The 14,066-nt window shown below is 67.7% G+C and carries 11 protein-coding genes; 6 read left to right on the top strand and 5 right to left on the bottom strand.

Going from position 1 to position 14,066, the window contains the following annotated elements; translation table 11 throughout:
• The first annotated feature begins 2 nt into the window (after nucleotides 1-2).
• From O6P37_RS05940 to O6P37_RS05920, 5 genes are all read left to right on the top strand, one after another.
• A complete protein-coding gene (locus O6P37_RS05940; RefSeq protein ID WP_264015283.1) occupies nucleotides 3-1,343 on the top strand; it encodes a glutamine synthetase family protein in 1,341 nt (446 codons plus the stop codon).
• A 41-nt stretch (nucleotides 1,344-1,384) separates the two neighbouring features.
• Nucleotides 1,385-4,348, top strand: a complete 2,964-nt coding sequence (locus O6P37_RS05935) for a bifunctional [glutamine synthetase] adenylyltransferase/[glutamine synthetase]-adenylyl-L-tyrosine phosphorylase (protein ID WP_269893208.1) — start codon at nucleotides 1,385-1,387, stop codon at nucleotides 4,346-4,348.
• A 1-nt stretch (nucleotide 4,349) separates the two neighbouring features.
• Nucleotides 4,350-4,979 (top strand): PaaI family thioesterase, encoded by a 630-nt coding sequence (locus tag O6P37_RS05930; protein WP_269893207.1) that lies wholly within the window; start codon nucleotides 4,350-4,352, stop codon nucleotides 4,977-4,979.
• Nucleotides 4,976-5,836, top strand: a complete 861-nt coding sequence (locus tag O6P37_RS05925; protein WP_269893206.1) for a TIGR03619 family F420-dependent LLM class oxidoreductase — start codon at nucleotides 4,976-4,978, stop codon at nucleotides 5,834-5,836. Before O6P37_RS05930 ends, O6P37_RS05925 begins: the two co-directional genes overlap by 4 nt.
• Before the next feature lie 394 nt (nucleotides 5,837-6,230).
• Nucleotides 6,231-9,080, top strand: a complete 2,850-nt coding sequence (locus O6P37_RS05920; protein ID WP_269893205.1) for an Ig-like domain-containing protein — start codon at nucleotides 6,231-6,233, stop codon at nucleotides 9,078-9,080.
• 24 nt (nucleotides 9,081-9,104) lie between these two features.
• On the opposite strand, the gene O6P37_RS05915 is transcribed toward O6P37_RS05920, so the two are convergent.
• The 3 genes from O6P37_RS05915 to glnA form a co-directional block, all read right to left on the bottom strand.
• On the bottom strand, nucleotides 9,105-9,659 hold the full coding sequence (locus O6P37_RS05915; protein ID WP_269893204.1) for a DoxX family protein: 555 nt from the start codon (nucleotides 9,657-9,659) through the stop codon (nucleotides 9,105-9,107).
• 32 nt (nucleotides 9,660-9,691) lie between these two features.
• A complete protein-coding gene (gene dtd, locus O6P37_RS05910; protein ID WP_269893203.1) occupies nucleotides 9,692-10,123 on the bottom strand; it encodes a D-aminoacyl-tRNA deacylase in 432 nt (143 codons plus the stop codon).
• A gap of 82 nt (nucleotides 10,124-10,205) precedes the next feature.
• Nucleotides 10,206-11,642 carry a type I glutamate--ammonia ligase gene (glnA, locus tag O6P37_RS05905; RefSeq protein ID WP_269893202.1) on the bottom strand — a complete coding sequence of 479 codons (1,437 nt, stop codon included), beginning with the start codon at nucleotides 11,640-11,642 and terminating at the stop codon, nucleotides 10,206-10,208.
• Between the two features lie 160 nt (nucleotides 11,643-11,802).
• Between glnA and O6P37_RS05900 the strand changes: the two genes are divergently transcribed.
• A complete protein-coding gene (locus O6P37_RS05900; protein WP_264015272.1) occupies nucleotides 11,803-12,291 on the top strand; it encodes an RDD family protein in 489 nt (162 codons plus the stop codon).
• Between the two features lie 45 nt (nucleotides 12,292-12,336).
• On the opposite strand, the gene O6P37_RS05895 is transcribed toward O6P37_RS05900, so the two are convergent.
• Both O6P37_RS05895 and O6P37_RS05890 read right to left on the bottom strand, forming a co-directional pair.
• On the bottom strand, nucleotides 12,337-13,200 hold the full coding sequence (locus O6P37_RS05895; protein ID WP_269893201.1) for an endonuclease domain-containing protein: 864 nt from the start codon (nucleotides 13,198-13,200) through the stop codon (nucleotides 12,337-12,339).
• A 111-nt stretch (nucleotides 13,201-13,311) separates the two neighbouring features.
• A complete protein-coding gene (locus O6P37_RS05890; protein ID WP_264015271.1) occupies nucleotides 13,312-14,064 on the bottom strand; it encodes a DUF4191 domain-containing protein in 753 nt (250 codons plus the stop codon).
• Nucleotides 14,065-14,066: the final 2 nt, after the last annotated feature.

The raw sequence follows: 14,066 nt of genomic DNA, 5'->3' as shown, positions 1-14,066 counted from the left end.
CCATGGATCGCCAGAAGGAATTCGTGCTGCGCACGCTGGAGGAACGCGACATCCGCTTCGTCCGGCTGTGGTTCACGGACGTGCTGGGATACCTGAAGTCCGTCGCCATCGCGCCTGCCGAACTCGAGGGCGCGTTCGAGGAGGGCATCGGCTTCGACGGATCGTCGATCGAGGGCTTCGCCCGGGTGTCGGAAGCCGACATGGTGGCCCGGCCCGATCCGTCCACCTTCCAGATCCTGCCGTGGGCCGACAGCTCCGAGAAACACCACTCGGCGCGGATGTTCTGCGACATCACGATGCCCGACGGGTCGCCGTCGTGGGCCGACTCGCGCCACGTGCTGCGCCGCCAGCTGGCCAAGGCCAGTGACCTCGGGTTCTCCTGCTACGTCCATCCGGAGATCGAGTTCTTCCTGCTCAAGCCCGGCCCCGACGACGGCACGCCGCCCGTGCCCGCGGACAACGGCGGCTACTTCGACCAGGCGGTGCACGACTCGGCGCCGAACTTCCGCAGGCACGCCATCGACGCGCTCGAACAGATGGGCATCTCCGTCGAGTTCAGCCACCACGAGGGCGCGCCCGGACAGCAGGAGATCGACCTGCGCTACGCCGACGCACTGTCGATGGCCGACAACGTGATGACGTTCCGCTACGTCGTCAAAGAGGTGGCGCTCGGTGACGGCGTGCGTGCGTCGTTCATGCCCAAGCCGTTCGCCGAGTACCCGGGGTCGGCCATGCACACCCACATGAGCCTGTTCGAGGGCGACACCAACGCCTTCCACAGCCCTGACGACGCGCTGCAACTCTCCGACGTGGCCAAGTCGTTCATCGCGGGCATCCTCGAACACGCCACCGAGATCAGCGCCGTCACCAACCAGTGGGTGAACTCCTACAAGCGGCTGGTGCACGGCGGCGAGGCGCCGACCGCCGCGTCCTGGGGCGCGGCGAACCGGTCCGCACTGGTCCGGGTGCCGATGTACACGCCGCGCAAGGCGTCGTCGCGGCGCATCGAGGTGCGCAGCCCCGACTCGGCGTGCAACCCGTACCTCACCTTCGCGGTGCTACTGGCCGCGGGGCTGCGCGGAGTCGAGAAGGGCTACGTGCTGGGGCCGCAGGCCGAGGACAACGTCTGGAGTCTGACGCCGGAGGAACGCCGCGCCATGGGCTACCGCGAGCTGCCGTCCAGCCTCGGCGTCGCGCTCGCCGAGATGGAGAATTCCGAGCTGGTCGCGGAAGCGTTGGGAGAGCACGTCTTCGACTACTTCCTACGCAACAAGCGCTCGGAGTGGGAGACCTACCGCAGCAACGTCACGCCGTATGAGCTGAGGACCTACCTGTCGCTCTAGCGGCCTCCGGCCGCCGGCGGCGGTGCGATACCGTCGACAGCGTGCCCAAACCCGTGACCGACCGACCGAAGCTGCCCAGCCCGGGCCGCCTCGGTCTGGTGCAGGAACAGGCGGCGGCGAATCTCGACCGGCTGGGATGGACCACCGACGCCCACGTCGAACTCCTGTGGTCGCTGTCGCGGGCCCCCGATGCGGACAACGCGCTGCTGGCGATGGTCCGGCTGGCCGACGCGCTGGGTGACCGGTGGGCCGAACTCAACAGCGCGCTGCTCAAGGACAAGGGTCTGCGCGGACGACTGTTCGGCGTGCTCGGCGCCTCGCTCGCCCTCGGTGACCACCTGATCGCCCACCCGCAGACCTGGCATCTGCTGGCGGGTGCGGTCGCGCTGCCCTCGGTGTCGGAGCTGCGCGACCAGTTCGCCGCGGCTGCCGAGAACACCAGCGACACAACAAGTGCCGCCGCCCCGCTGCGCGAGCTCTACCGCGACAAGATGCTGGTGCTGGCGGCGCTCGATCTGGCGTCGACGGTGGAGAACGAACCCGTGCTGCCGTTCGTCGCGGTGGGGGAGCACCTGTCCGACATGGCCGACGCCGCACTCGGTGCGGCGCTCATCGTGGCGACGCGGTCGGCCTGCGGATCCGGGCCCGCGCCGCGGCTGGCGGTGATCGCCATGGGCAAATGCGGTGCACGGGAACTCAATTACGTCAGCGACGTCGACGTCATCTTCGTCGCCGACGAGGCCTCGGCCCTGGCCATCCGGGTGGCCGGGGAGATGATGCGGCTCGCCGCGGACGCCTTCTTCGAGGTGGACGCCGCGCTGCGGCCCGAAGGCAAGCACGGCCAGCTGGTGCGCACCCTCGAGTCGCACGTCACCTACTACCAGCGCTGGGCCAAGACCTGGGAGTTCCAGGCGCTGATGAAGGCCAGGCCCGCCGCGGGCGACGCCGAGCTCGGCCGTGAGTACATCGAGGCGCTGACGCCGATGGTGTGGACCGCGTGTGAGCGGGAGGACTTCGTCCCCGAGGTGCAGGCGATGCGCCGACGAGTGGAGGAACTGGTGCCCGCCGGGGTGCGGGCCCGCGAACTCAAGCTCGGCACCGGCGGCCTGCGCGACGTCGAGTTCGCGGTGCAGCTGCTGCAACTGGTGCACGGCCGCAACGACGACTCCCTGCACGTGGCGTCGACGGTGGATGCGCTCGCGGCGCTGGGCTCAGGCGGCTACGTCGGGCGCGACGACGCCGCCAACCTCACCGCGTCCTACGAATTCCTGAGGCTGCTCGAGCACCGGCTCCAGCTGCAACGGCTCAAGCGCACCCACATGCTGCCCGAGTCCGGCGACGACGAGGCGATGCGCTGGCTGGCGCGGGCGGCCCACATCCGGCCCGACGGCCAGCACGACGCTCTCGGAGTGCTGCGCGAGGAACTCAAGCGACAGAGCCTGCGGGTGTCGCGGTTGCACGCGAAGCTGTTCTACCAGCCGCTGCTGGAGTCGGTCGGCCAAGACGCACTGGGCATTTCGGCCGGACTCAGCACGAAGTCCGCCGAACGCCGGCTGGCCGCCCTGGGATACGAGGGGCCGCAGAGCGCGCTGACCCATCTGGCGGCCCTCACCGGTGGCGGCGCCAGGCGCGCCCGGGTGCAGCAGGTGCTGCTGCCGACGCTGCTGGACTGGCTGTCCGACACCCCCGATCCGGATGCCGGGCTGCTGTCCTACCGGCGGATCAGCGAGTCGCTCGCCGAGGAGCGGTGGTACCTGTCGACGCTGCGCGACGAGGGGGCGGTCGCGAAACGGCTGATGCGGGTGCTCGGCGTCTCGGCCTACGTTCCCGAACTGCTCATGCGGGCGCCCGAGGTGATCCGGCTGTACGCGGACGGCCCGAACGGTCCCAAGCTGTGCGACGTCGAACCCGATGGAATGGCCAAGGCGCTCATCGCCTCGGCGGGCCGGCATCAGGACCCGGTGCGCGCTATCGCCGCCGCGCGCACACTGCGCCGGCGCGAACTGGCGCGGATCGCGTCGGCCGACCTGCTGGGCATGCTCGAGGTGACCGAGGTGTGCAAGGCGCTGACGGCGCTGTGGGTGGCGGTGCTGCAGGCGGCGCTGGAGGCGGTGATCCGGGCGAACACACCGGACGGCGGAGCGCCCGCGCGGCTCGCGGTGATCGGGATGGGCCGGCTCGGCGGTCACGAGCTGGGCTACGGGTCGGACGCGGACGTGATGTTCGTCTGCGAGCCGCACGCCGGGGTGGAGGAATCCGTCGCGGTGAAGTGGTCGGTGAACATCGCCGAGCAGGTCCGGACGCTGCTCGGGACACCGAGTGCCGACCCGCCGCTCGAGGTCGACCTGGGGCTGCGGCCCGAGGGCCGCAACGGGCCGCTGGTGCGCACACTGGCCTCCTACACCGCGTATTACACGAAATACGCGCAGCCGTGGGAGGTTCAGGCGCTGCTGCGTGCGCATCGGGTGGCCGGTGACCTCGAACTCGGCGAACAATTCCTGTTGATGATCGACGCGATCCGCTATCCCGCCGACGGCGTATCGGCCGCGACGGTGCAGGAGATCCGGCGGATCAAGGCGCGGGTGGACGCCGAGCGGTTGCCGCGCGGCGCCGATCCCAACACCCACACCAAGCTCGGCCGCGGCGGGCTCGCCGACATCGAGTGGACGGTGCAGCTGCTGCAGCTGCGGTACGCCCACCGCATCCCGGCGCTGCACAACACCTCGACGCTGGACTCGCTGAACGCGATCGGCGCCGCGGAGCTGATCGCCGAAGGGGACATCGACCTGCTCCGGCAGGCGTGGTTGACCGCGACGCGGGCCCGCAACGCGCTGGTGCTGGTGCGCGGCAAGGCCACCGACCAGCTGCCGGGGCCGGGCAGGCAGCTCAACGCGGTGGCGCTGGCCGCCGGCTGGGACAACGACGACGGCGGCGAGTTCCTCGACAACTATCTGCGCGTGACACGTCGCGCGAAGACCGTGGTGCGCAACGTGTTCGGAGGTTGACGTGGATTTCTTCTTCGAGTCGATGAGTGCGGAGGAGCACGACCGGCTGCGTGCACTGCACGAGCCGCTGACACAGTCGGTGCGCCGACTCATCGAGGCGAGCATCCGCACCGGGGTGGACGACGACACCGTCGTCGAGGCACGCCGGGCGATCGACGCGGTGAGTGCGATGCTCGAAGAGCGGGAACGCGACCAGACGCCGAGGATGCGGCACGCCGACACGGGACGCCCGGTGGTGTGGGCGAATCCGGTGGTCGGCATCCGCAATGCGATGGCGCCGCCACTGATGATCGAGCAGGACGCGGACGGACGCTGCTGGAGCGAGTTCTCGTTGGGCGCGCCGTACGAGGGGCCGCCGGGGTGGGTGCACGGCGGCGTCTGCGCGCTGGTGCTGGACCAGATCCTCGGCGAGGTGGCCAGCGACGGCCTGACCAAACCCTTGTTCACCGGGACGATCACGTTGAAGTATTTGCGTGGCACACCGCTGGGGGCACTGCGTGCCGAGGCGTGGGTCGACCGGGTGGACGGGTTCAAGACCTATGCCCGCGGCGAACTGCGTGACGCCGAGGGCGTGACCGTCGAGGCCGAAGGGGTGTTCATCATGCCGGCCTGGGCGCGGGAAGCCGGGTGAGGTTCTACGTCAGCTCGGCGTTCCTGGAGTCTCGCGAGATCATCGAGATCGCCCGGGCTGCCGATGATCTGGGCTATGACGGCATGGGGATCCCCGACCACGTCGTGAACCTGGAGACGCTGAAGACGCCGTACCCCTACACCCACGACGGCAGCAGGCGGTGGAAGCCGTTCACCCACTGGCCGGACCCGTGGGTGCTGGTGGGCGCGCTGGCGTCGGTCACCGAACGACTGCGCTTCGTCACGACGGTCTACATCCCGGCGATGCGGGATCCGTATTCGGCGGCCAAGGCGATCGGTACGGCGGCCTATCTGGCCGACGGGCGGGTGGAACTCGGTGTCGGGGTGGGCTGGTGCGAAGAAGAGTTCACGCTGATGGGGCAGCGGTTCGACCGGCGCGGCAGGCGCACCGACGAGATGCTCGAGCTGTTTCGGACTTTGTGGCAGCCGGGGTGGAACGAATTCACCGGTGAGTTCTATTCGGCGCCACGGCTGGAGATGGAACCGACACCGCCTCACATCCCGATCTATGTCGGGGGACTGAGTGACATCGCGCTGCGGCGGGCGGCCCGGCACGACGGCTGGATCGGTGACCTCATCTCGACCGATCGCGCCATCGCCTCGGTGGACAAGCTACGTGCGCTGCGCGCGGACAACGGGTTGTCGATGGACGGCTTCACCGTCCTGACCCCGCTCACCGACGCGTTCACCCCCGAGCACTACGCGCGGGCCGAGGCCGCGGGCATCACCGGGATCGTCACGATGCCGTGGATGTTCTACGCCGGCCCGCAGGCGTCACTCGCCGAGAAGGTCGACGGAATGAAGCGGTTCCGCAAGGACCTCGGGCTGGACTGCTAGCTAGTCCTTCGCCATCGATCGCGCCAGCAACGGTGCAACGCTGTCACCGAATATCTCGGCATGGTCCGCGCGGCGCGCGAACCGGATGTTGCTCGCGCGATCTCCAGCTGGCGGAAGAACGATCTTGACCTCGGCTTTCTGCCCGTGAATCGAATAGTTGGCGGTTCACCATCAGTCAGGTCGACGCCGCGATAGTCCTCAGCAGGACTTTCGCCGGGCGTGTCGCTCGTCGATGGCGGCAAAGTCATTGACAACACGAAGACACGGTCCGGGAGCTGCCCGTAAGGGCTAGGTGCGGCGGCGTCGACGCCGTACGCTCCGTCTGATCCTGAGAGCAAGCTGAGAACACCAACCGGTGCGTCCGCAAAGCCCGAAGGCGACTGAGGGGAGCACCGTGGACGCCGAAAAGCGACGCACTACCGGGTACACCGCATCACCGACGATGTACGCCAGGTACGTCGGCCGGGTCGGTGCGCTCGCCGTTGCGCTCGGCGTCGGGGCCGCGGTGGCCAGCACTCCCGGTGTCGCGTGGGCGGATGAGACGTCGACGTCGACCGACTCGGGACCCGCGGCCTCGTCGAAGAGCGAGACCGACACGTCGGACGAGAGCCAGGATGACACGCCGACCTCGGCGAAGGAGAAGCGCGACGCGATCGAGAAGCGCATCGAGAAGCGCATCGAGCGTGCAACGGACGCAGTGCGAAAGATCGTCACGGACGCGGCGAAGAGTTCCGGTGAGGCGATCACCTCGACGCAGCGCCTCGGGGTGCGGCCGACCCGCACCAAGCCGGTGGCGCCCGACCCGTCCGAGCCGGTCGATGGATCAGGTGCTCCGCAGAGTTCGGCGGCGAACGGCTCGGCGACGACTCCTTCCGAAGCGGCGCTGCCCGCCTCCGCGGCGACGCAATCTGTGACCAGAACACCGGGGCCACAGGTGTTCTCCCGCCGCGTGAGCGCCGCGATCACCGAGAACCGGCCAACGGCGACGGCCCTGGACGGCGCGATACAGCGCGTGCCCGAATCAGTCACCGCCGGCCTCGAATCCGCTGCGGGGCCGCAGCAGCAGGCTTCGATCGTCAGCGAGATCACCTTCGTTGAGCAGCAGCGGATCTCCGCACCGGTCCGAGCGCCACTGAGTGTGGTGACGCGCGTGCTGTCAGCCGCGTTGGCCCCGTTCCTCGGCGCCGGTGTACCGGGCCAACCGGCGCCGCAGAATCCGGTCCTGTGGGGCGTGCTCGCGTGGGTGCGCCGGCAAGTGCAGGAGACACCGTTCGGAAAGGCGGTGTTCAACCGGACACCCGAGATCACCACCAGTGACGTCGGCGTCGTCGACAACGGAGACGGCACCTTCACGATCACACCTGCCGGTTCGGATCCCGACGGCGACGACCTGGCGTACACCCTCACCGGAAGCGGTGCGGGAGAAGGCACTGTGCTCGACAACCAGGACGGCACTTTCACGTATGCCGTCGGCAACCCCGCCGGCTGGGACGGCAGCGATACGGTCACGGTCACCGTCAGCGACGCCACGAGCCCGCATGTTCACGGTCTCCTCGGCTTGTTCAGTCCACGTAGCGGCCACACCGATTCCGTGGTGATCACCATTGCCGCTAGCGACGGCGCACTGCCTCCGCCACCCGACGTCGTGATTCCGCCGACGAAGCGCCCCGATGACAGCGGCATCTACGACACCGTGCTGCAGTACGACGCGGACACGGTCGCCGACGTCAGAGCCGCGCCCGGCTTCGAGCCGAAATATTGGCGAGTCGTCAACGAGTCGTACGATCCGGTGACGGGTGAGTACAAGGCCGAGCTCATGCCCACGCAGGCCGGTCAACTGCGTGCTGGCCTCGGATTGGACACCACAGACGATCTCAAACTTCAGGTGACCAACCAGCCGACGACGCAGACGTTCGCGATGCGGTCGGCCAGCTTTGCGGCGATCGAAGCCGAGGATCCGCCGGACCAGGCGCTGCAGCTGCCGACACCTCCGGCGGGACAGTTCGTGATCAACGAACAAGCGATACCCGTCGGCAGTAAGCCGGCAGGAGTGATCGTGACCGAGAAATACGCCTACATCCTGAATTCCAAATTGGATCCACAGGGTGGCGCGAGCAATTCGATACCCAGCACGGTGACGGTCATCGGCGCGGACCCCACCAACGCCGCTGAATTCAACAAGGTGGTCGAGACCATCCCGGTCGGCATCAATCCGGCCTTCGCCGGCCTCATCGACGACCGTCTCTACGTGGTCAACTCGTCGATCACGGCAGCCTCCACGCCGAGCACGATCACCATCATCGACACCGATGACAACACGATCGTCGACGCGGATCCGGACGACAACGAAAACGATGTCGATGCGATCAATCTGCCGAACGGCGCCTTCTTCACGGTGGTGAGCCCGGACGAGAAGCGCATCTACGTGATCAACCAACAACGCGATGGGAACGTCTACGTCATCGACACCGACGAGACCAGCCCCACGTACAACGAAACGCTCGACCTGAATCCAGACATCGATGAGGTGCAGGGGATTCCGCTGCTCGTGCAATCGAGGGACAGCGAGACGGGAGTGGGCACCTACGCGTTCCCGATCAGCGGGGCGCTCAATGCCGATGGCAGTCGCCTCTACATCGTGCGAGACGTCAGCACGCAGACTCCGACCGACGAGGGCATCGAACTCGGCTATGACGGCGAGCTGATCGTCATCGACACCGCGACCAACACAGTGGTGGGTGACCCGATCCCGCTGGGTCAGTTCGGTGGCTACGCGTCCAGCGACGGCAGCACCCTGTATGTGCCGACGTTGGATCTCGAGGGCTACGACCCCCGGGTCCCGAATTCGCCGCCGCCTCCCGGCTTTGTGACGGTCGTCGACATCGAGAGCGACCCCGATAATCCGACAATCGTCGATCTCGACCCCAACACTCCGGAACTGGATCGTCTCGCTGTGGGGAAGCTGCCTTACAACATCGTCTACAGCCCGGACCGCAGCTTGGCTTACGTGATCAGCACCGGCGACGGCACCGTGAAGGTGATCGACACAGCGACCAATTCGTTGATCGACCTCGACCCGACGACACCCGACGTCCAGGGCATCGTGTACAACCCGAGTCCTTCAGGGTCGTTACAGGATCAAGATGCGAGCTTCATCGGCATCAGTCCTGACGGCAACCAGCTGTACGTCACGAACAACAAGGGAAACACGGTGACCGCATTCTCGTTCGTGACGGTGACTTAGCCGACGCGCCGACCAACCTATTAGTCAGTACCGGTTACGGCGGAAGCGGCTCAGCAGGCCGCCGCGCCGCACGGGCGCTGCCGCCGGGGTGCCTGCGGGTGCGGCGGTGCCGGTCACCACGCGCCCACGTCGCACACCGGAGCCGCCGCCGACGCGCCTGCGCGCATCGACCGACCAGGCGCCGGCACCGAGCCCGGCGATCGCCAGGAAGCCGAAGCAGTACAGCAGGGCCGGCTCGCCGCCGTTGCCGCCGATCTGCGCGTCGAAGGGCCAGAAGCTCTTCGCCGGGCCGTCGAGCGGCGGCCAATGCGCCCAGAAGTAGGCGACCGCCATCTCACCCGCGGCGATGAACGCGGCGATGCGGGTGAAGAACCCGACGAGGATCAGCAGACCGGTCACCAGCTCGATGAGCCCGGCCCACCATCCGGGCCAGGTGCCGACCGGTATCGCCGTGCCCAGCGGCCAGCCGAACAGCTTGATCGCGCCGTGCAACGTGAACATGAGACCGAAGACGATGCGGAAGACGCTCAGTAGAGGGGAGGAGTAGCTCGCAAGTCGTGAATCGAGATTGGTCGTCATGGGAGAACCCTACGCCGAGGCGGTCAGCTTTCTCACAGCTCCAACATGACTGTTACCGGGCCGTCGTTCACCAGTTGCACTTTCATGTCCGCACCGAAAACTCCGGTCGCCACCTCGGCCCCGAGCGCCTGCAGCTCGGCGGCCAAAACCGAGACCAGCGGTTCGGCGACCGGCCTCGGGGCCGCCAGGTTCCAGCTCGGCCGCCTGCCCTTGACCGTGTTGGCGTACAGCGTGAACTGACTGACCACCAGGATCGGGGCACCGACGTCCGACGCCGACCGCTCCTCGTCGAGTATCCGCAGCTGCCAGAGCTTCTCGGCCATCCGGCGCGCCTTGTCCTCGTCGTCGTCGTGCGTCACGCCGACCAGTGCCAACAGCCCCTGCCCGGCCGGCGCGATCTCACCGACCACCTCGCCGTCGACCTCGACGCTCGCCGACGACACACGCTGCACCAGTACTCGCATGCCCCCATCCTTCCGCGTCCATGCGAAAGGGCCGGGTGGCCCCCACACTGGGGAACCACCCGGCCCTTCCTGACGCGAGGATCTACACGTCGTAGTACAGCGCGAACTCGTACGGGTGCGGACGGATCTGCACCGGCATGATCTCGTTCTCCCGCTTGTAGGAGATCCAGGTCTCGATCAGGTCCTCGGTGAACACGCCACCCTCGGTGAGGTATTCGTGATCCTCCTCGAGCCGGTCGATCACCGCCGACAGCGACGTCGGCGCCTGCGGGATGCTGGCGGCCTCGTCCGGCGGCAGCTCGTAGAGGTCCTTGTCGATCGGGGCCTGCGGCTCCAGCTTGCGCTTGATGCCGTCGATGCCGGCCATCAGCATCGCCGCGAACGCCAGGTACGGGTTGCCCGAGCTGTCCGGGCAACGGAACTCGAGGCGCTTGGCCTTCGGGTTGTTGCCGGTGATCGGGATACGCACACACGCCGAGCGGTTGCGCTGGCTGTACACCAGGTTGATCGGCGCCTCGTAGCCCGGCACCAGGCGCTTGTAGGAGTTCACCGTCGGGTTGGTGAACGCCAGCAGCGACGGCGCGTGGTGCAGGATGCCGCCGATGTAGTGGCGGGCCAGGTCCGACAGGCCGGCGTAGCCCGACTCGTCGTGGAACAGCGGCTGGCCGTCCTTCCACAGCGACTGGTGGGCGTGCATACCGGAGCCGTTGTCACCGAACAGCGGCTTGGGCATGAACGTCACGGTCTTGCCGCCCTGCCACGCGGTGTTCTTGATGATGTACTTGAACAGCAGCACGTCATCGGCCGCGTGCAGCAGCGTGTTGAACTTGTAGTTGATCTCGGCCTGGCCGGCGGTGCCCACCTCGTGGTGACCGCGCTCCAGCACGAATCCGGCGTTCTGCAGGTTGGTGGCCATCTGGTCGCGCAGGTCGACGTAGTGGTCGTACGGCGCCACGGGGAAGTAGCCGCCCTTGGGCCGCACCTTGTATCCGCGGTTGGGGCTGCCGTCCGCCTCGAGGGGCTCACCGGTGTTCCACCAGCCCGACTCGGAGTCGACCTCGTAGAAGGTGCCGTTGATCCGCGAATCGAAGCTGACCGAGTCGAAGATGTAGAACTCCGCCTCGGCGCCGAAGAAGCAGGTGTCGGCGATGCCGGTGCTGGCCAGGTAGTTCTCCGCCTTGCGGGCCACGTTGCGCGGATCGCGGGAGTAGGCCTCACGGGTGAACGGATCGTGCACGAAGAAGTTCATGTTCAGCGTCTTGGCGGCGCGGAACGGGTCGATGCGCGCGGTCTCGGGATCGGGCAGCAGCATCATGTCCGATTCGTGAATGGACTGGAAGCCACGCACCGAGGAACCGTCGAACGCCAGCCCGTCTTCGAAAACGCTTCCGTCGAATGCCGACGCCGGGATCGAGAAGTGCTGGACGACGCCGGGAAGATCGCAGAACCGGATGTCGACGTACTCGACACCCTCGTCCTTGATGGTCTTGAAGATGTCGTCGGGCGTAGTTTCTGCCACTAGGTTCTCTCCTTCACTGGTAACCCGCGCGTTGACGCTAGGGACACGATGTTGCACGGTCATCAACCGCATGTTGCGCCGAAGTTACGCAATCACACCGCGCACTCGCGACGGCCGGCGGCCTCGCGGCGCGTGTCAGGGGCGAGCCTATGCTGACATCATGGCCCGCGACCCCGGTTCCCGCCTCGGATCGTGGCTGTCCGGCCCGGACCGCTCGCAGGGCAGCGCCCCCGGTGAGAGGCCCAATGACTATCCCGGCCACCGGCTGGGCATGCCCGAACGCGGCCCCGGATCACTCGCCCGCTTCGGCCGCCGGATCGCCGCACTGATCGTCGACTGGCTGATCGCCTACGGGCTGGCCGGGCTGGCCATGGCGTTCGGCTGGGTGTCGCTCGCCATGCTGTCCACCGCCGTGCTGCTGGTCTGGTTCGTGCTCGGTGTGTTGTCCGTGCGCCTGTTCGGCTTCACGCCCGGCCAGTACGCCCTCGGCCTGCAGGTGGTGCCCGTCGACGGCCGCCTGCACGTCGGTGCGGGCCGAGCCGCGGTGCGCGGGCTGCTGATCACGCTGATCATCCCGGCCCTGTTCACCGACAGCGACCTGCGCGGTCTGCAGGACCTCGCGACGAAGACCGCGGTGGTCAGACGCTGAGTGTGAGCTTGTGTTCGAGATTCTCGTCGGATCGCGATCACAAGCTCACGTTCGGCACACGGCGGCGCCCGCGTCCCGTAGCGCCGCCTCGGTCCGGCCGATGATGACCGCTGGCCGGTACCGCAGCATCTCTGCATTGACATGGATCATGCGCCAGCCCAGTGACGAGAGTCTGGCCCGCCGCTCGAGGTCGCGGTCGCGGATGGACGGGTCCGTCCAGTGTTGCGGCCCGTCGTACTCGACGCCGACCTTCCACCTGAGGTAGCCCATGTCGACACGACCCACGAACTCGTAGTGGTCGAAGACCTCGATCTGTGTGTGGGTCGGCCGAAGCCCGGCGGCAGCGAGCACCAGGCGCGTGCGTGTCTCCTGCGGTGACTCGGCTCCGGCGTCCGATAGAGCCAGTGCCTCGCGCAACTGCACGACGCCGCGGGCACCACGATGACGTTCGGCGAGTGCTCCGACGTCGCGGGCGGTGAGCCGGGTCGCCTGCCTCAGCGCATCGATGCGGACGACAGCGGTCGTCAAGCCCTTCCGGCGGCCGAGGTCGAAGGCCGTCCGGGCGGGCGTGGTCGCCGGAACGCCGCGGGCCTGGCAGATCTCATCGTCGGCCAGGGCGTCGCTGTGCAGGCGGATGCCTGTGGTCTTGTGCCGACTGGATTGATTGAGCTCGGCGGGCAGTGTCGCGTCGATCCACTTGGCACCGTGCAGCGCGGCGGCCGACAGGCCCGCAGCAGTGCCACGTCTGCCCGACCAGAGCCACGCGCCGACCGCCTTGTCGGCGGCCGTGACCGCCTGTCCTCTCGGCACGTATACGTTGCGAAACAGCGCGTCGTATCGAGTGGCCAACTGATACCTGTTGACCGTGCCGGCCGCGAGGGCCTCGGTGCCGAGGAAGGGCCACTCCACTCACCTACGACGGCAGCAGCACCCGGTCGGTTCCATTCCCGAGCGTGAACTTGTGCTCGAAAATCCGGCCGGAATTCGAACGAAAGCTCACGTTCGGCGCGAACCCGCTAGCTAGCGCCTGCGGACGGTGCGCTGCACGCCGCGCATCTTCGCCTGTGCGGGCAACGGACCCTTCGGCATGGCCGCCGGTCCGATCTTGGTGCCCAGAGCCGCCAGCTTGGATTCCAGCGAGTCCATCTGCTTGACGGTGATGTTGGCGGGCAGCTTGGTCAAGTGGCGTTCCAGCTTGGACAGCGGCACTTCGCCCTCGCCGTTGCCGACGATGATGTCGTAGATTGGGGTGTCGCCGATCAGGCGGGCGGTGCGTTTCTTCTCCTGGGCCAGCAGCGGCTTGAGCCTGCCCGGCGAGCCCTCGGCGACGAAGATCACGCCCGGCCGGCCGATCACCCGGTGCACGGCGTCGAAGTTGCCCGTCGCCGCGACGCCCGGCGTCACCCGCCACTTGCCGCGCAGGTTGTCCAGCGCCCACGCGGCCGCGCCCGTCTGACCCTCGGCCTTGCGGTACACCGACTTCTGCGCGCGACGGCCGAAGATGATGAACGCCACCAGGGCGCCCAGCAGCACACCGAGCGGGATCAGCGTGTAGGTGGTGAACCCGCCGACGAGCACGCCGACCGTCACCGACGCCGCCACGATCAGCACGAATGCACCGATCATGTACGGCAGCAGCCGCTTGTCCTCTTTGCGCTGGATCTGGAACGCCTGCCACAGCTGGCTGCGGCGCTGCTTGGACGCGGCCTTGCGGGCTGCCTTCGCCTCCGCCTTGGCGGCCTTGGTAGCGGCTGTGTCGCGCGATTTCGCCATCA

It is taken from the genome of Mycobacterium hippophais (genome assembly GCF_027529605.1).
GTDB classification, from domain to species: Bacteria; Actinomycetota; Actinomycetes; order Mycobacteriales; family Mycobacteriaceae; genus Mycobacterium; species Mycobacterium arseniciresistens.
This window is presented reverse-complemented; position numbering and strand designations above follow the sequence as displayed.